The organism is Pectobacterium peruviense, assembly GCF_002847345.1.
GTDB classification, from domain to species: domain Bacteria; phylum Pseudomonadota; class Gammaproteobacteria; order Enterobacterales; family Enterobacteriaceae; genus Pectobacterium; species Pectobacterium peruviense.
Genome location: NZ_LXFV01000005.1, coordinates 177,370 through 193,722, shown reverse-complemented (window position 1 = coordinate 193,722; position 16,353 = coordinate 177,370). Strand labels below are relative to the sequence as shown.

Annotated in this window: 16 protein-coding genes; 6 read left to right on the top strand and 10 right to left on the bottom strand. The window is 51.5% G+C overall.

The window, feature by feature from the left end; genetic code table 11:
- Positions 1-7: 7 nt before the first annotated feature.
- Positions 8-667 carry a DedA family protein gene (locus A0G03_RS05035; RefSeq protein ID WP_048258418.1) on the bottom strand — a complete coding sequence of 220 codons (660 nt, stop codon included), beginning with the start codon at positions 665-667 and terminating at the stop codon, positions 8-10.
- A 451-nt stretch (positions 668-1,118) separates the two neighbouring features.
- A complete protein-coding gene (gene metC / locus A0G03_RS05030; RefSeq protein WP_048258419.1) occupies positions 1,119-2,309 on the bottom strand; it encodes a cystathionine beta-lyase in 1,191 nt (396 codons plus the stop codon).
- Between the two features lie 163 nt (positions 2,310-2,472).
- Between metC and A0G03_RS21845 the strand changes: the two genes are divergently transcribed.
- Positions 2,473-2,637 carry a hypothetical protein gene (locus A0G03_RS21845; RefSeq protein WP_157860046.1) on the top strand — a complete coding sequence of 55 codons (165 nt, stop codon included), beginning with the start codon at positions 2,473-2,475 and terminating at the stop codon, positions 2,635-2,637.
- 6 nt (positions 2,638-2,643) lie between these two features.
- Here the strand turns inward: A0G03_RS21845 and A0G03_RS05025 are convergent, their stop codons facing one another.
- From A0G03_RS05025 to A0G03_RS05015, 3 genes are all read right to left on the bottom strand, one after another.
- The gene (locus A0G03_RS05025; RefSeq protein ID WP_048258420.1) at positions 2,644-3,936 is read right to left on the bottom strand and encodes a TRAP transporter large permease; all 1,293 of its coding nucleotides are present in this window, start codon (positions 3,934-3,936) and stop codon (positions 2,644-2,646) included.
- Positions 3,937-3,951: 15 nt separating this feature from the next.
- Positions 3,952-4,458 (bottom strand): TRAP transporter small permease, encoded by a 507-nt coding sequence (locus tag A0G03_RS05020; RefSeq protein WP_048258421.1) that lies wholly within the window; start codon positions 4,456-4,458, stop codon positions 3,952-3,954.
- 205 nt (positions 4,459-4,663) lie between these two features.
- Positions 4,664-5,641 carry a TRAP transporter substrate-binding protein gene (locus A0G03_RS05015; RefSeq protein WP_048258422.1) on the bottom strand — a complete coding sequence of 326 codons (978 nt, stop codon included), beginning with the start codon at positions 5,639-5,641 and terminating at the stop codon, positions 4,664-4,666.
- A 676-nt stretch (positions 5,642-6,317) separates the two neighbouring features.
- Here A0G03_RS05015 and exbB point away from each other — a divergent pair.
- Both exbB and exbD read left to right on the top strand, forming a co-directional pair.
- On the top strand, positions 6,318-7,328 hold the full coding sequence (exbB, locus tag A0G03_RS05010; protein ID WP_080965205.1) for a tol-pal system-associated acyl-CoA thioesterase: 1,011 nt from the start codon (positions 6,318-6,320) through the stop codon (positions 7,326-7,328).
- A 3-nt stretch (positions 7,329-7,331) separates the two neighbouring features.
- A complete protein-coding gene (gene exbD, locus A0G03_RS05005; protein WP_039304187.1) occupies positions 7,332-7,757 on the top strand; it encodes a TonB system transport protein ExbD in 426 nt (141 codons plus the stop codon).
- A gap of 105 nt (positions 7,758-7,862) precedes the next feature.
- On the opposite strand, the gene A0G03_RS05000 is transcribed toward exbD, so the two are convergent.
- From A0G03_RS05000 to A0G03_RS04980, 5 genes are all read right to left on the bottom strand, one after another.
- On the bottom strand, positions 7,863-8,882 hold the full coding sequence (locus A0G03_RS05000) for a LacI family DNA-binding transcriptional regulator (protein ID WP_048258423.1): 1,020 nt from the start codon (positions 8,880-8,882) through the stop codon (positions 7,863-7,865).
- A gap of 30 nt (positions 8,883-8,912) precedes the next feature.
- On the bottom strand, positions 8,913-10,322 hold the full coding sequence (locus tag A0G03_RS04995) for a glycoside hydrolase family 32 protein (RefSeq protein ID WP_048258424.1): 1,410 nt from the start codon (positions 10,320-10,322) through the stop codon (positions 8,913-8,915).
- The gene (locus tag A0G03_RS04990) at positions 10,322-11,692 is read right to left on the bottom strand and encodes a sucrose-specific PTS transporter subunit IIBC (RefSeq protein WP_048258425.1); all 1,371 of its coding nucleotides are present in this window, start codon (positions 11,690-11,692) and stop codon (positions 10,322-10,324) included. The genes A0G03_RS04995 and A0G03_RS04990 overlap by 1 nt, the downstream gene beginning before the upstream one ends.
- A gap of 70 nt (positions 11,693-11,762) precedes the next feature.
- Entirely contained in the window at positions 11,763-13,298 is a 1,536-nt protein-coding gene (locus A0G03_RS04985; RefSeq protein ID WP_048258426.1) for a carbohydrate porin, read from the bottom strand.
- 186 nt (positions 13,299-13,484) lie between these two features.
- Positions 13,485-14,420: an aminoimidazole riboside kinase gene (locus A0G03_RS04980; RefSeq protein WP_048258427.1), complete on the bottom strand. Its 936-nt coding sequence runs from the start codon at positions 14,418-14,420 to the stop codon at positions 13,485-13,487.
- 471 nt (positions 14,421-14,891) lie between these two features.
- On the opposite strand from A0G03_RS04980, the gene A0G03_RS04975 reads away from it, so the two are divergent.
- The 3 genes from A0G03_RS04975 (at position 14,892) to A0G03_RS04965 (ending at position 16,327) form a co-directional block, all read left to right on the top strand.
- Complete coding sequence (locus tag A0G03_RS04975; RefSeq protein ID WP_048258556.1) at positions 14,892-15,443, top strand: bactofilin family protein; 552 nt, start codon at positions 14,892-14,894, stop codon at positions 15,441-15,443.
- Positions 15,444-15,602: 159 nt separating this feature from the next.
- On the top strand, positions 15,603-15,914 hold the full coding sequence (locus tag A0G03_RS04970) for a type II toxin-antitoxin system HigB family toxin (protein WP_048258428.1): 312 nt from the start codon (positions 15,603-15,605) through the stop codon (positions 15,912-15,914).
- On the top strand, positions 15,911-16,327 hold the full coding sequence (locus tag A0G03_RS04965) for a helix-turn-helix domain-containing protein (protein ID WP_048258429.1): 417 nt from the start codon (positions 15,911-15,913) through the stop codon (positions 16,325-16,327). Before A0G03_RS04970 ends, A0G03_RS04965 begins: the two co-directional genes overlap by 4 nt.
- Positions 16,328-16,353 lie beyond the last annotated feature (26 nt).

Below are 16,353 nucleotides of genomic sequence, written 5' to 3'. Positions count from 1 at the left end.
TACCGGATTAGGCGACCGTGCGTTTTTTACGCCATACGATGACAGCCATACCGATAAGGCCGCTGATCAGTAAAATAATCGGCAGCAGGATCAGTGCAGTCATCACCTGATCTTCATAGCGTTTGACCAGCGGGATATGGCTGAGCGCATAGCCGAGCGTGACAATCCCCCCGACCCACAGCAGCCCGCTGAGCCAGTTGAAAATCTGAAAACGTGTATTGTTTAACCCTGAAATCCCCGCCATTGTTGGCAGCAGCGTGCGGATAAAGGCTAAAAAGCGGCCAACCAATAGCGCCGTCATGCCGTGACGGTGGAACAGGTGATAGGCGCGCTGGTGGTAATGTGCAGGAAGCTGCAACAGCCAGCCTTTTACCAGACGGGTATCACTTAGCCAGCGTCCTTGAAGGTAGCTGAGCCAACAGCCAAGGCTGGCGGCGATGGTAAGCAGAATCATCGTGGGGAAAAAGCTCATCACGCCTTTGGCAATCATGGCACCGGTGAGCAGCAGCAGGCTATCGCCGGGCAGAAAAGAGGCGGGTAGCAGGCCGTTTTCCAGAAACAGCGTCGTGAACAGAATACCGTAAATCACCCAAATGACGTGGGGATCGGCCAGTGCACTAAAATCCTGTTGCCAGAGCGCCTGAATAATGTCGTGAACCATACTCATATTACTTCCCGCCAGTGACGATATTCACTATCTCTCAGGCCGCGGCGGTGGAATGCTGGGTTACCTGAAATCTACTGCCTATCAAGCCCTAAAATCAGTCTACCCGTCATACTTCAAGCTGCATGTGCGTTGGCTTCCTTTGTTCACCCCAGTCACTTACTTGAGTAAGCTCCTGGGAATTCACTACGTCGCCGCCTTCCTGCAACTCGAATTATTTAGGGTATATGGGGCAAAACGCCTTACCGCATTGTGAGAATACGATAAGGCTTAATGCTTAATTTTTGGTTAAGGTAACGCGGTTTTTTAGTAAGCGTTGACTCATTATTATCATAACGCATTACCCACCGCGTCGCAGGGGAAATCAAGACGCGGCGGTTTTATGGCCGTCACACTTCCTGTATTTTGTTTCCTTCCTGTATTTTTTTCCGGTCGTATGGCAGTGCGTCGCTGATTAAGAGCCGAGTCTGTCAAAGCCTGCGGCCAGATCGTCGATCAGATCGTCACTGTCTTCAAGTCCAATATGTAACCGAATAAGTGTGCCGGTAAAGTCCACGCCGCTCACAGGACGAATAGCCGCCAGTTCTTCTGGCTGATTTGCCAGAATCAGGGACTCAAATCCGCCCCAGGAATACGCCATGCTGAAATGCTCAAAATGGTCCAGATAGTGCGCCAACGTTTCTTTGCTTAATTTCTCTTTCAGGACGAATGAGAACAAGCCGTTACAGCCGTTAAAATCGCGCTCGTAGAATTCATGCCCTTTGCATCCTGGCAATGCAGGATGATTAACGACTGCGACTTCTGGCCGTTCCGCCAGCCATTTCGCAATGCGGATACTGCTTTCCTGATGCTGTTTGAGTCTGACGCCCAACGTGCGCAGGCCGCGGCTGGCGACGTAGGCGGTATCAGCATCCACCATTTGCCCCATCAGGTAAGAGTGTTCACGTAGCTGTACCCAGCAGCGTTCGTTAGCGACTGCGGTGCCGATCATGGCATCGGAATGGCCGACGATATATTTCGTACCCGCCTGAATCGAGATATCAATATCGAAGTCGAACGCCTTGAATAAAATGCCCGCCGCCCAGGTATTATCAATCATGATGACGATCTCGGGATTGATACGGCGTACGGCTTGGACGATGGCGGGGACATCGTGTACTTCCATGGTGATAGAGCCCGGCGATTCAAGAAAGACGACTTTGGTATTGGGCTGGATCAGCTCGGCGATATCGGCACCGATGAGCGGATCGAAATAGGTGGTGCTGACGTTCAGCTTGTTGAGCACTTTCGAGCAGAAATCCTGCGTGGGTTCGTAGGCCGATTCCGTTACCAGAATATGATCGCCAGCCGCGACGAAAGAGAGGATCGCGTTAGAAATGGCAGCCGCACCACAAGGGTACAGTGCACAACCTACGCCGCCTTCCAGTTCCACCATCGCTTCCTGAAACGAGAAATGGGTCAACGTGCCACGGCGACCGTAGAACAGCGCACCTTTAGCTCGATTAATGGTGGCGTGCTTCTTGTCCTGCACGGTATCAAATACCAGAGAGGACGCGCGCTGAATAACGGGGTTGACGGAGCCGTGGGTGAATTTCTTGCTGCGTCCTGCGGCGACTAACGCTGTTGCCGTTTTTTTGCTTGTCATGACCACTATCACCTTTTCTGTTCAGTCCTGCCGAATGACTCAATACGCCTGCTCTTCCCGACCGTGAACGCTGGGAAATTACGGGGCATCATTGGATTTATTAGGATTCGATTTATAAGGTCTACGTTATCACGGCTGGAACGGCGTGTGGGCGGGTTTTGTCATGACAGAAAACTTGCTCGATATTGCGAGCATTCCCGCAGCGAAAGGGGCTTCCGCCGATTTTGATAAGATAAGGCAGAAGGTAGGTGAAAATATTTCAGGTAAGACAACGCGAAGGAAAGCGCCATGTTTTTCTGCATTGCTGCGAATGACATGGCGCAATTGAGATGTGTTAACCCGTATGGACGCCAAAGAATTTAGGCAGCCAGAGCGAGATGGCTGGAATGTAGGTGACCAGCATCAGCACAAAGAAGAGCCCACAGTAGAAGGGCAGCATCGCTTTAACAACCTGTTCTATCTTCTGTTTACTCACTGCACTGGCGACGAAAAGCACCGACCCTACCGGTGGCGTAATCAAACCGATCCCAAGGTTCACCAGCATGATCATGCCGAAATGGACCGGATCGATGCCGAGTGAGATGGCGACAGGCAGCAGAACGGGAGTCAGAATCAGGATCAGCGGTGCCATGTCCATCAGCGTGCCGACCAGTAACAGCATGATGTTAATCCACATCAGGATGACGTACTTGTTATCTGAAATGGAGGTAAAAAACTCGGTAATGCGGCTTGGCAACTGCATGTAGGTCATGATAGCACCGAACGCGGCGGCGAAGCCGATCAGGATCATCACGATCGTGACGGTTTTTACCGTGCGGTACATCAGCTTGGGCAGTTCTGACCATTTATAATCTTTATAGATAAACATGGTCACGAAGAAGGACCACAGGCAGGCGATGGCCGCAGACTCGGTCGCGGTAAAAATACCGGACAGAATCCCCCCCATGATGATGACGACTGTCATCAACCCCCACAGTGTATCGACAAAGATTTTTAGCGCCTGACGAAACGGTACACGTTCGCCTTTCGGGTAGCCGCGCCGATGTGCAAAACCGACACACATCACCATCAGAGTCAGGCTGAGCAGCAAACCGGGCAGGATCCCTGCGATAAACAGTGAGGCAATAGAAACTGTGCCGCCGGTTGCCAGCGAGTAGATCACGGAGTTGTGGCTCGGCGGTGTCAGAATGGCCTGCACGGAACCGCTGGCGGTGACGGCGGCGGAGAAGTCGCGCGGATAACCCTTCTTCTCCATTTCCGGGATCATCACTGAGCCGATTGAGGCGGTATCTGCTACGGAAGAGCCGGATATCGCACCGAAAAATGTCGATGCCACGATGTTAACCAGCGATAAGCCACCGCGAATAAAGCCGACAAAGATGTACGCGAAGCTGACTAGACGACGGGCGATACCGCCTTCAGCCATAATGGCGCCAGCCAGAATAAAGAAGGGAATCGCCAGCAGCGAAAATTTGTTCACGCCGTTGGTAATTTGAATCATGACTGCCTCAAGTGGCAAATCGATCCAGAAAGCGCCAACAATCGCGCTCAGTCCTACCGCGTAGGCGACGGGAACGCCGACCGCCAGCAGCACAGCCAGCGTGACAACAAGAATAAATGCATCCATGGTATTGGCTCCGAATTAAGAACTACCAAGCATGACCACAGGGCGTTTATCCTGCGGGCCGAAAAACATTTTTTCGATGATGAAGAGCACGGTAATTAACGAGCCAATAGGCAGCGGTAAATAACTTTCACCCGCGGTTAATAATGGAAACTCTGCGACGGGTTGTTCCCATAATTCCATGCAGAGCACGGTGCTGTAATAGAGAATAAACAGGCTAATTAAGAGCATCAGGAGATTCGACAAATGAATGCAAATCTTCTTACCGGATTCTGGCAATCTGTCGGTCAACATGCTGACGGCAATATGTGAGTTGGAACGGTAACTGACTGCTGCGCCTACAAAAGTAAACGTCACCATACAAATAATCGAAATGGGTTCCGGCCAGGATAATGCAGCATTTAAAACATAACGTGCAAATATGCCGATAGGAATTATTAGCGTCATAATGAGTAACGCCAGACCAGAAACCCACATGGCAATACGATAGAGTACATCCATACTTAAGTGATAAGACTGTGCCATTGTGTCACCTATATTCACTCGGCTGAGTGATAAGCGAAGGATAATTGTTTATATCAGGCCATTAGGGTGGCGGATAATAGATAACAGAGATCGCTGACAAAGCCGTAGCGCGGTGATAATGGATTAGTCTTCCATTATCACCGTTTTAATTACGTAAATATGCTCGTCAACATTCTGCTATTTATCCGCTGGAATGCGGTCTGAATTATTGGACGTCGGCGACGGCTTTAATCAGCTCCTGATATTTGGCACCAAATTGATCGCGCACGGGCTGCGTCGCTTTGAAATAGTACTCGGTATCGATTTCATGGAACTGAACGCCACCAGCCTTCATTTTATCCAGTGATTGCTGATTGTATTCATTCCACAGTACGCGTTGTTCTTGCTGCGCTTCTTTTGCCAGCTTCAGGATAAGATCCTGATCTTCCTTGGAAAGCTTATCCCACTTGGTTTTGGAATACAGGAACAACTCAGGAATAATGAAGTGGCGGCTCCAGGTGAAATTCTTGGCAACAGGCATGTAGTTATGCGCAACATAGGTCGGTGGATTATTTTCGGTACCGTCAATGACGCCGGTTTGCATGCCGCTAAAGACTTCGCTGGTGCCCATGGCGATGGCGTTAGCCCCCATGGCTTTCAACGTTGCGAGAGCAACCTGGCTGGTTTGAACGCGAATTTTCATGCCTTTAAGATCTTCAGGTTTTGCTACTGGCTGTTTGGTAATTAAATTACGCGTTCCCGCGTCCATCCAGCCCAGGAAAACCAATTTTGATTTACTGCTATGGGTAATCTTGTCACCAATTTCCTGGCCAATTTTTCCGTCCAGTACTTTGTGAAGATGATCTTCATCACGGAAAATATAGGGCAGGGTGAAGACCTCTATTTCCGGTAAAATAGCGGCAACGGGCGTCATTGATACACGGATAATATCAATCGCACCGAGCTGTGCCTGCTCAATCATTTGTTTTTCATCACCTAATACGCCGCCGGGGAAGGTTTTAATTTCCAGCCTGCCATTGGTGGCAGCTTTTAATTTCTCTCCCATTTTCTGAACAGCAACGACATTAGGGTAACCTTCAGGGTGAACATCAGAGGCTTTAATTTGTTGTGCCTGAATCGCTTGACTCATCAGTAATGCAGTAGAGCCCAGACAAACGCCGATCAATGTTTTCGACAGCTTCATTGAGTTATCTCCAGAGGTAGGGTGACATTATCGATAATCAAATGGTGACATTAAAAATGTAAACCCATGAAAAATAGAGTAATGAACAGAGGGTTTACGGGTGAGAGGACGGCGTCCTTATGTGAGCTATTATTGTGGCGCGCGCCGATATTCTCTGTGGATTAAGCTAACCTATTATACAACTTGGTAGAATGACTCGTGTCACAAAAGAAAAAGCTAATGTGAAATGCTGTTTTATATGGATTTTATTACTGGTTTCTTAATCTAAATATACGTAACTTGGTGTTTTTATTTATCTTATTGTGTACTTATGTTTCTATTTATTTCACTAAACTTATCGCCAGCCATCATGAAATGGTGTGATAACTTAATGTCGATCACAAAAACCTCATGATATAGAACTGAGTTTTAGATGAGCCCCAGCGCCTGCCACCTGCCAGATATATTCCTGAATGCTATTTTTTATGATTTTCTTATGCCTTTCCTGTCGATGTGCAGGTAATACCCCCAAAAACCCTGTCAGAACGCAAGAAAAAGTGGGTTATCTGATGTAAATAATAATGAGAACTACTATCAATCCGTTCAGGGTTTGGTATCATTTCAGGCTGCGTTATTGCTGCATTGATACCTGTGGGTATGTGTGGATATTGTACAGAACGAATGGTGGAGGCACAGCGTGAAGACGGCTGTCAGTAATACAACTCAACAGGTGTTATCAACCTGGCAAAAAAAACGTGGCGCGTTCAGCGCATTTTCCCGTAGCGTGCTGGTTATCCTGCTGTGTACGGCGGGACTAAGTGGAAATGCGTTTGCGGCTCAGGCAACGACGCCGTTATCGACACAGAATGCCGCGCCAGCCGCGCAGCCTGCTGCTGCGTCCCCTTCCGCACCCGTGACGACCGATGCACAAGCATCAACGTCAGCGCTCACGCTTCCTGCCAGTGCGGCGCCGGGCACTAACAATCTGATGAAAACCGACTTGTCCGTCTGGGGCATGTACCAGCACGCTGATGCCGTAGTGAAAACGGTAATGATCGGTTTGCTGCTGGCTTCCGTGATTACCTGGGCGATCTTCTTCAGTAAAAGCGTCGAAATGTCTGGCGCGAAACGTCGACTGCGCCGTGAATATCTGGCGCTGGAACAGGCGAAAACGCTCGACGATGCGCTGGAAACGGCGGATGCGTTCAAAGCAGGTAGCGTAGCGCAGCAATTGCTGGTCGATGCACAGAACGAACTGGAACTGTCCGCCCGTTCTGATGATAACAACGGGATTAAAGAGCGCACCGCGTTTCGTCTGGAACGTCGTGTGGCGGCTACCGGGCGTCACATGGGGCGTGGTAACGGCTATCTGGCAACGGTCGGCGCGGTTGCACCGTTCGTGGGGCTGTTCGGTACAGTATGGGGCATCATGAACAGCTTCATCGGAATCGCACAGACGCAAACGACTAACCTGGCGGTAGTTGCTCCGGGTATCGCGGAAGCCCTGCTGGCGACGGCGATTGGTCTGGTTGCGGCGATTCCTGCGGTTGTCATCTATAACGTCTTTGCACGCTCGATTGCTGGCTACAAAGCGACAGTCGGTGATGTGGCGGCACAAGTGCTGCTGCTGCAAAGTCGCGATCTCGATGTGGCTGCCAGCAACGATAACCGGGCGTCTTCAGCCGCGCACAAACTGCGGGTGGGTTAAGTCATGGCGATGCATTTGAAGGAGGACGTGAGTGATGACGGTGAAATGCATGACATTAACGTCACGCCGTTCATTGACGTCATGCTGGTTCTGCTGATTATCTTCATGGTAGCAGCCCCGCTGGCAACGGTAGACATTCGTGTCGATCTACCTGCTTCATCGGCAGTACCGCAGCCGCGGCCAGAAAAACCGCTCTACCTGACGGTAAAGGCGGATAAGCAAATGTTTCTGGGGGAAGAGGTGGTTAACGAGCAGTCGCTGGCTCAGGTGCTGGATGCAAAAACCAGTGCCAACAAAGAAACGACCATCTTCTTTCAGGCAGATAAAAGCGTCGATTATGAAACCATCATGAGCGTGATGGATTCACTGCGTAAAGCGGGCTACCTCAAGGTGGGCCTGGTTGGTGCGGAAACCGCTGCCGCTAAATAACGGCTGATCGATTCAAAAGGGAATGTGATGCGAAGCTCTCAGAAGCGGCGCTAACCACATTCCCTTTTTACGTTCTACCTGCTGGTGAAGTGTGTTGGGCTATGGCTATGCCCGCGAGTCAGGATGACGCCAGTGAATACGCGTCGGGATATAGCGTCGATCTTCTTCAAGCGGCTGTTGTGCGATCAAACTCGTAATCATTTCAAAGCTGTTGCGTGCCAGATTTTCACAATCCTGTGCCACGGTATCGATCTTCAGCGGTAAACAATCAAACAGATAGTGATCGTCAAAGCAGCACAGACGGATGCCGCTTTCCATCAGGTTATGCTGGTTCATATAACGCAGCACCCCTTCCATTAAGCCACAGGCGGCAACAAACAGTGCTTTTGGCGGACGACCCAGCGTCGCACACAGCTGAGCAAACATTTCGTAACCTGCGCTGGGGTGGTAACTACCATGAAGAATCCACTCTGGCTGGCAGTCGATGCCGGCACGTGCCAGCCCAAGCTGGAAGCCTTCCAGACGGTGGCGAGTCGGGGAAATTCGCGGCTGGCCGCCAAGGAAATAGAACTCATCACGATGCTGGCGGGCGATACGCTCGACCATTTCCGCCGTGGATTCTACCGCTTCGGAAATGACCATCGGCAGGGTGGAATCACCAATAATCCGGTCAAATTGCACGACAGGTAGCTGCTGGTTAATTTTCTGATACTCGGTATCACTCAGAAGGCTGGAGGCGACAATCAGGCCATCGACCTGACGCTGTACCAGACTGTTGACCGCCATCATCTCCTGACTGGCATTTTCGTCGGTACAGGCAATCAGCAGCTGTAACCCAGCTTCACGGCACCGCATCTCCAGCTCGCGGGAAATCACGGCGAAGCCGTAGTTGGTCATTTCCGGCACTACCAGCCCCAACGTGTTACTGCGTGAGGAACGCAGTGAACGTGCGTGAATGCTGGGCTGATAACGCTGCTCGTGCGCGACGGCTAAAATGCGATCGCGCGTTTCATCAGAAACGCGGAATTCTTTGCTACGGCCGTTAAGCACCAGACTGGCGGTGGATTTTGATACACCAGCCAGCGCGGCGATGTCACTGATTGTTATGCGTTTAGTCGGTTTCACCGCGTGGTCTGCTATCAGAAAAAAGGAAAGTTATTCTATCACGCACTGCGCTAACAGCCAGTGTTGTAGCGTTAATCGCCCAGAGCCACTGAACGTCATGGTCGCCTCGCTTTCTGGGAACATGCGTGCAGACATCACGGCCTCGCCGTCGTTGATAAAAATTTCAACGCTGGAGCGATCGCATAATATCTGCAATTGACTCAGGTCGCCGCGCCAGTAGCGGTGCTCGGGCTCGCCAGTGCGGCGGTTGCGTCGGCTCATCGTTACACGCTCGCCGTCCCAACAGAGAACAAGCTGGGAGGCAAGATTGAGCTGGAATTCCCCCTGAACTGTGATGAGCACTTCCGCGCTACTTATGGGCAGCGGCGAGGCGTAGTCTGCGGCACCTTGCCAGGTGTAATGCTGTCTACGCAACTGTTGCAATTCGCGCGCAGGACGTTGGTAAACGCGATCGCCATGCCGCGTGAGTTCACGCGGACAGGTCATAATATGGATCCAGCCGTGCTCGATCGTCGGTTCAAAAAACTCATTGTCGTCAGGAATCGACATCCAGCCAAACAGCAGGCGTCGCCCGTCTTCACTCAGCGTGGTTTGTGGAGCGTAAAACTCAAAGCCGAGATCCAGTTCGTGGAAATCCTGATGTGGGTAAACGCCGCTCTCGTAGTCGAGTGAGCCAATGAAATAGCCCGCCTGAAAGGTATTCAGATAACGTTCGTCTTCGGCGGGAACGCCCTGCGGGCAGCAAATCAGTATATCTTTGCCATCCAGCGGGAACAGGTCTGGACACTCCCACATATAGCCAAAATCACCGAGCCCACTCAAACGAGAACCGGCGATCTCGGCGATCTTTTCCCACGCCAGTAGATCGGCGGAGCGATAGAGCACGACCTTCCCCTGAAGATCGAGATCCTGTGCGCCGAGCACCATGTACCAGTGGTCGTCATGATGCCACACTTTGGGATCGCGAACGTGGCCAGTGTAGCCGTCCGGGAGCGTCAGAACCGCGCCCAGCTTGTCGTATTCTCCGTTAGAATTTTCGCGGGCGAGACACTGAAACGCGGTGCGTGAACCGTCATCGTATTTGACGTTACCGGTATAAATCAGCGTGATTGCACCTTGGTCCACGACGGCAGAACCGGAGTAGCAGCCGTGGCTTTCATAGCTTTCGCTCGGCACCAGCGCGACGGGTTCATGCTTCCAGTTCACCAAATCGGCGGAACTCCAGTGCCCCCAGAATTTTGCTCCGTGGGCACAGGCTAAAGGATTCCACTGATAAAACAGATGGTAACGCCCATTATGATGAATAAATCCGTTCGGATCGTTAAGCAGACCCACACACGGTGACAGATGCCATTCCGGGCGATACGGGTCTTCCTGTTTCCGTGAGTGACCTGACATCAGGGCGTGCGCCATGCGCTTTACTAAGTGGACTTCCTTCATTATTCGCTATCCGTTTTGTATTTCAGCAGTAAGGAAATGACAAAGGCGGCACCGAATGCAATCAACATCCCAATCAGATAGTTAAGCATCGATCCACCTTGCACAATGGCCAGCCCCGGAAAACCGGTCAGCCCGACGGCCGTCATATTGACGTGATTGAAGACGACCCACGCGCCACCGAGTGCACCGCCTGCCAGTGCTGCGAGGAACGGCTTGATGAAACGCAGGTTGATACCAAAGATCGCTGCTTCGGTGATACCCAGCAGACAGGAAAGCCCCGCCGGAACGGCAATCGCTCTGATTTTTGCGTCACGCGTTTTAAAGTAGACCGCCAGACACGCGCCGCCCTGCGCCACGTTCGCCATTGCCCAAATCGGCAGCAGGAAGTTGACGCCGATATTCGGGTTACCAAGCAGCCCTGCCTCAATGGCATGGAAGCTGTGGTGAACGCCGGTGATCACGATGACGGAATAGAGGCCACCGAACAGTAAACCCGCGAACCAACCCGCGTGAGCAATTAACGTGCTGAGGACGAGAGAAATACCATCGCCCAGTGCGCGCCCCGCCGGGCCGATGAGCAGCATCGCGACGAAGCCGGAGATGATGACCGTCAGGAAAGGTGTGACGATAATGTCCAGTGCGTCCGGTACAACTTTACGCAGACGTTTTTCCACGATGCTCATGAACCAGACGGCCAGTAGTACCGGGAATACGGTGCCCTGATAGCCGATCATGGCAATGTCCATGCCGAAGAAATGCATGGTCTGGAAGCCACCCGCGACGCCCCAAGCGTTGGTCAGCGCCGGATGCGTCAGAATGCCGCCCAGCGTTGCGCCCAGATAGGGGTTACCGCCGAATTCCCGTGCGGCAGTGAAACCGATCAGCACTGGCAGGATGATAAAGGCAGCGGAACTGAACATATCCAGCATCACGAAGATTGCACTGCTGGAGTCGACCCAGCCGTAGGTCTTGATCATGCCGAGCAGCCCCATCAACAGGCCGGACGCGATAATCGCAGGCATGATAGGGACGAAGATATTAGATAACAGACGCGCCAGACGTTGCAGCGGATTCAGCTTTTTCGCCGCGATAGAAGCCGCTTCGGATTTGCTTGATTCGCTGATGCCTGCGGCTTTAATGAACTCTGCATAGACTTTGTTCACTAATCCGGTACCGAAAATAATCTGCATTTGTCCGGCGTTCTGGAAGCAGCCTTTAACGCCGTCAACGCCCTCAATGGCTTTCTTGTCAGCCAGGTTGTCGTCATTTAATACCAGACGTAGGCGGGTCGCACAGTGGGCAGCGCTGGCGATGTTTTCTTTCCCGCCGAGAAGGGGGATTAGCGCAGCGGCAGTAGCGTTGATATCCATGTTATTCCTCTATATATGCTGTTTCTTCAGCGTCGATCACAGCGTAATCGACGCTAAGGCTGGCTAATGATCAGAACCAGGTTTCCATCTGGATGCCGAAGTTCCATTCACCGCCTGCTTTAAAGCCGGTGGAGCCGAACGTATCATCGTTGGAGTAGTTATCCAGTCGTTTATCCCAGTCCATGTAGCTGGCAAACACGCGCAGTTCAGGACGGCTGAAGAAGTTGCCGATATCGCCGACCTTGAACGTAGGCGCGAAGGTCAGTTTATAGAAGCCGCCGCTCACCTGATTCAGGCTCCGATAACCGCGCGGATCGAGGTCCATGTATTGATAGCTGCCTTCATAGGCCAGTGCAAAGTTTTCGGTGATTTCCTGAATCAGGCGCGCATTAAAGGTCACCCATTCGTAGCTATCGCCGCTGACGTAACGGTCTTTGCTGGTTTGCGCCAGAATGGACGGTGCGAAGCTCCAGGTTTTGTTCAGCGCGGTTGTGCCGTAGGTTGCAAAGCGCCATGTGTTGGCATCGTTGGTGAGATTACCGTCGGAACCGATACTCTTCACTTCGCCGCCTAGCCCGTGACCGTAGAGGATCGCGGTTTTCGATGTCCCGTCGCGTAAGCCATAGAAGCTGTCGCCGTGGTAAGCCACCATCGCGTGATAGCCTTTGTCGCCCGCATTGGTATTGGTGACGGTGATGTTATCGCGGCTTGTACCTGTGTTTTCTTTTACATCGTTATTCTTGGCCGTTAATCCGCTCAGCATGAATTGGAATGGCCCAACGTAGTTGTTGGCGGTAAAGACGTAGTTTTTGATGTCGTTATCCAGCGAGGTGATTTCACCGAGGCTGCGGCCATACAGCGAGAAGTTACTCTTGGCGCTATCCGCCCATTTCACGTCGTAGATCCCGCCGCCGGTGCCTGCGAGGAACACAACATCGCTATCTAGCCAGTGAATATCGAAGTTATCACGATCGAAGCGTTTGCCTGCCCACAGCGTGGTGTCCTTAAAGACACCGGTGAAGGTCGGCAGTGAACCCAGTTCGACGAAGGCTTCGCGGATGTTCAGATCGCTGGTGGTCGCCGTCCAGTCGTTATAGCTGCGCTGACCGTCCGCCATCATCACCTTGAATCGAGTGGTTGCGCCATTATCCAGCTTCTGTTTGTGTTCCAGTTTGAGCTCGACGTAAGTGTCGTCTTCATTACCCAAACGACCAATATGTCCACCTGTCTGACCGGCAGGGGACATGCCCGGCCCGATATCGGTTTTGGCACTGGTGGCGGAATCATTGATCGACAGGCCGGAACGTGCGTAGCCGTGGAATTCGAATCCATCGGAGAACGACTTCTGTTTGGCCAGCGCCGTCGTGCGCTGTTCCACCTGCTGGGTTTTTTGTTCGGTTTGGGTTGTGCGGGTTGCTAGCTGCTGGGTTTGCTTTTCAGCGGCATTGGCTCTGGCCTCGGCGGCTTGAGCACGTGCTTCAGCCTGTTGCAAACGCTGTTCCATTGCGTTCAGGCGGTCTTCGATACTGTCGGTGTTGGCAGCAGAAACATAAAACGGGGAGGAGAGTAATAATCCTATCGTCACAGCAAGGTGGCTTGGTTTCATTTTTTCGTTCTCGTCGTGAAGGAGATTTATTGTTTTTGGAATTCTCACGTTTAGCTAAATTGCTAAACCGGTTTTTCATGAGGAAAATAAAAGCCAGCAGAAGGGTTAGCAAGAAATTTCACTCACCCGATTCTGTAACTGTGATCCTGGCTACAAAACCGGGCGGTAACCGCATGAGCCGAAGGGTTAGGGCTTGGCTACGGGGAGGGTGTGCAATTGCTGCGCGTAGGGGAGTGCTGTCATCGCGCCTTTTGCCGTAGTAGCCAGTGCGCCACACTGCTGCGCCTGCTCGATAATCGGGTCCCAGCTCAGCGGCTGCGATAAATCGTCATATTCCGCCAGGCCGTGCAGCAAACCGGCAACGAAGGCATCCCCTGCACCCGTGGTATCGACAGGTGTTACCGACGGCGCAGCAAAGTGTTGTAGCTGGTGGCGATCGTGCAGCCAGACGCCTTCGCTGCCCAGCGTCACCAGCAATAGCCGAGTGGGGTAGCGCTGCATGAACTGCTGGATCCCTTCTTCAACATCCGCTGTTGGACAGAGGAAGGTCAGCTCCTCGCGCGACAGTTTCACCACATCAGCCAGCATCAGCGCTTGTGTCAGGCAGTCGCGCAGTTCCTGCTCGCTCTGCCAGAGGTCGTCACGGATATTGGGGTCGAAGCAAACTCGCCCCAGCGCGGCTTTAATCTGCCGCATTGCCTCAAACGCCGTACTGCGCGACGGTTCCTGCGACAGTGCAATAGAACAGAGGTGCAGCCATTCTCTCCGGTTGAATACCGGCAGATCTTCCGGTTGTAAGAACAGGTCGGCACTCGGGCGCACCATAAACGTGAAGGTGCGTTCACCCGCGTCATCAAGGCTCACGACCACGGTTGATGTGCGGTGGTGTTTGTCGTACGTCATGTGATAGGTATCGACGTTTTCCTGTTCCAGCACCGTTTTCAGGAAATGGCCAAAAACATCGTCACCGACGCGGCCGACAAAAGCGCTGCTTCCCCCCAGTCTGGCAATGCCAACCGCGACATTGGCTGGTGCACCGCCGGGGCATTTCAGATAGCGTTCCGTATCTTCCGGGATGAGATCGACAACGGCGTCGCCCATGACCCAAATTCTGTTTGCCATAAAGTTACTCTTATCAACGATAGTCAGACTGTTTGCTAAAATAGAAGAATCGGTTTAGCTGCGCAATACTCTTCACCGAAGAGATGCACCCACATCAATAAAACTCACATTTCCACACCGTATTGGCGAAAATTTATGCGATAGTCATCACGTTGCCACGGTCATTGGACTAAATAAAAGGGCTTACCATCCGATAGTTATGGGGCGTGGCCAGAATTAATCTGGAAATTAAGCAGCAAAAAGGACGAATGGAGAAGGATATGCGTTACCCCACCTCTTTCTGGGTTTATCCCGGTGCGTAATTACAACCTGCTTTGGGGAATATGGGCGATATGGGCTTTATTAGTTGTCGTCTGGCTTGTTGATATTTATAGCGAATTTCCCCTTCACTATTACGGTCAAGGAGTGGCTGCCATGTTGGCCGCAAGTGCCGTGATTGCATTTTTCTATACTGTTAAAAGGAATAACATGATGTTTTCATTTGATAAAAATAAAAAAGATGTAAAAGAACCGCAAGGGCGCAGTGAAATAAACAGCTCTCCCGCTATCAGCCCATCGAACGAGTTGATTAATTCAGTGAACCCTGTGCGTGTGAAAAAGGATACCTTCATTTCTCAGGGCGCGCGTATGACGGGCTCTTTGTCCGTTGATGGCAACATCACTGTGGAAGGTCAGGTAGAAGGTGACGTGCAGTGTGATAACACGATTAAAGTGGAGCACACCGGCCAGATAAACGGCGAAATGAGATCGCAGCAGATCGTCATCAACGGTCGTGTGGAAGGACGCGTAGTCGCCAGCGTTGTGGCGATTCTGGCGCAAGGAAAAGTGTTCGGCGATATCTTCACCGATGAACTTTCCATCGAAAAGGGTGGCATCTTCACTGGCCAATCCCACCCGGTGACCCCACCGACGCAGAGTCAGGAAAAACTGACCTATGTGGAAAAGAAAAAAGAGAAAACCAGCAAAGCTCCCGCAGAACAAGAGAACGTCGTTGCACTAGCGAGTAATGCGCCGACTGTGTGAGGCTCGTTCTTACCATCTGAATGCGATCTCCGTATTCCCCGCGCTAGCGGGGAATAAACCGAATATCAGGAATGTAAATTATACGGGTTTCCTTATTGTCAACTCGTTCCGTTTACGGCATATTATTTCCAATTTGGAAACAAAAGGGAATGAATCAGGATGCATGTGATTTCTCGGGCACCTTTTGACACTGCAACCAACCAGTTTCCGAATCAGGCGGCAGCACTTGCTGACCTATATCGAGTTATAAAACGCGAAATGTACGCAACGCCGGACGATATGAAAAATCGCTTTCCCAGCTTAGACAGGATGAAATATCGGGAAAAGTGGTGGGTTATTGATATCGGTGGTGGGCATCTTCGAGTGATGTTTTTTGCTGATTTTGAGCGAGGAAAAATCTTCATCAAACACATAACATCCCATGCAGAGTACGACAGGCTGACAGAGCATTACCGGAGGAATAAAGAATGATATATTCAGACGCCATCAAGGCAGCTAACGATCTGACGAGTATCGTCCCTTTTCTCGGAGGCAGCACCTCTCGTAAGGATTATGAGGATGCACTGAAACTCACTGAATATCTGATCGAGAGTGAGCCAGATAGTTCGCTAATCGATATGCTGACTGCCAAAATTGATCAATACGAAAATGATGCGCCGGAGTTTGCAGCCTTCAACGAACGTATTAAGGCACTCCCTGCCGGTATCGCTTTGCTACGTGTCCTCATGGATCAGCACCAGCTAATGCAGAGTGATTTTGAAGCTGAGATCGGTAAAAAGTCTCTGGTATCCCGTATTCTAAATGGTGAGCGTACGTTAACACTTGCTCACATGAGGGCACTCGCTAAGCGATTCAATATTCCCGTGAGTGCTTTTGTCGATTAACACGCTGGTTCGGCGATTATTGCTAA

Coding starts and splice junctions, on each gene's coding strand:
- A0G03_RS05035 (WP_048258418.1), bottom strand. CDS start 667: ATGAGTATGGTTCACGACATTATTCAGGCGCTCTGGCAACAGGATTTT.
- metC (WP_048258419.1), bottom strand. CDS start 2,309: ATGACAAGCAAAAAAACGGCAACAGCGTTAGTCGCCGCAGGACGCAGC.
- A0G03_RS21845 (WP_157860046.1), top strand. CDS start 2,473: ATGACAGAAAACTTGCTCGATATTGCGAGCATTCCCGCAGCGAAAGGG.
- A0G03_RS05025 (WP_048258420.1), bottom strand. CDS start 3,936: ATGGATGCATTTATTCTTGTTGTCACGCTGGCTGTGCTGCTGGCGGTC.
- A0G03_RS05020 (WP_048258421.1), bottom strand. CDS start 4,458: ATGGCACAGTCTTATCACTTAAGTATGGATGTACTCTATCGTATTGCC.
- A0G03_RS05015 (WP_048258422.1), bottom strand. CDS start 5,641: ATGAAGCTGTCGAAAACATTGATCGGCGTTTGTCTGGGCTCTACTGCA.
- exbD (WP_039304187.1), top strand. CDS start 7,332: ATGGCGATGCATTTGAAGGAGGACGTGAGTGATGACGGTGAAATGCAT.
- A0G03_RS04995 (WP_048258424.1), bottom strand. CDS start 10,322: ATGAAGGAAGTCCACTTAGTAAAGCGCATGGCGCACGCCCTGATGTCA.
- A0G03_RS04990 (WP_048258425.1), bottom strand. CDS start 11,692: ATGGATATCAACGCTACTGCCGCTGCGCTAATCCCCCTTCTCGGCGGG.
- A0G03_RS04985 (WP_048258426.1), bottom strand. CDS start 13,298: ATGAAACCAAGCCACCTTGCTGTGACGATAGGATTATTACTCTCCTCC.
- A0G03_RS04980 (WP_048258427.1), bottom strand. CDS start 14,420: ATGGCAAACAGAATTTGGGTCATGGGCGACGCCGTTGTCGATCTCATC.
- A0G03_RS04975 (WP_048258556.1), top strand. CDS start 14,892: ATGTTTTCATTTGATAAAAATAAAAAAGATGTAAAAGAACCGCAAGGG.
- A0G03_RS04970 (WP_048258428.1), top strand. CDS start 15,603: ATGCATGTGATTTCTCGGGCACCTTTTGACACTGCAACCAACCAGTTT.
- A0G03_RS04965 (WP_048258429.1), top strand. CDS start 15,911: ATGATATATTCAGACGCCATCAAGGCAGCTAACGATCTGACGAGTATC.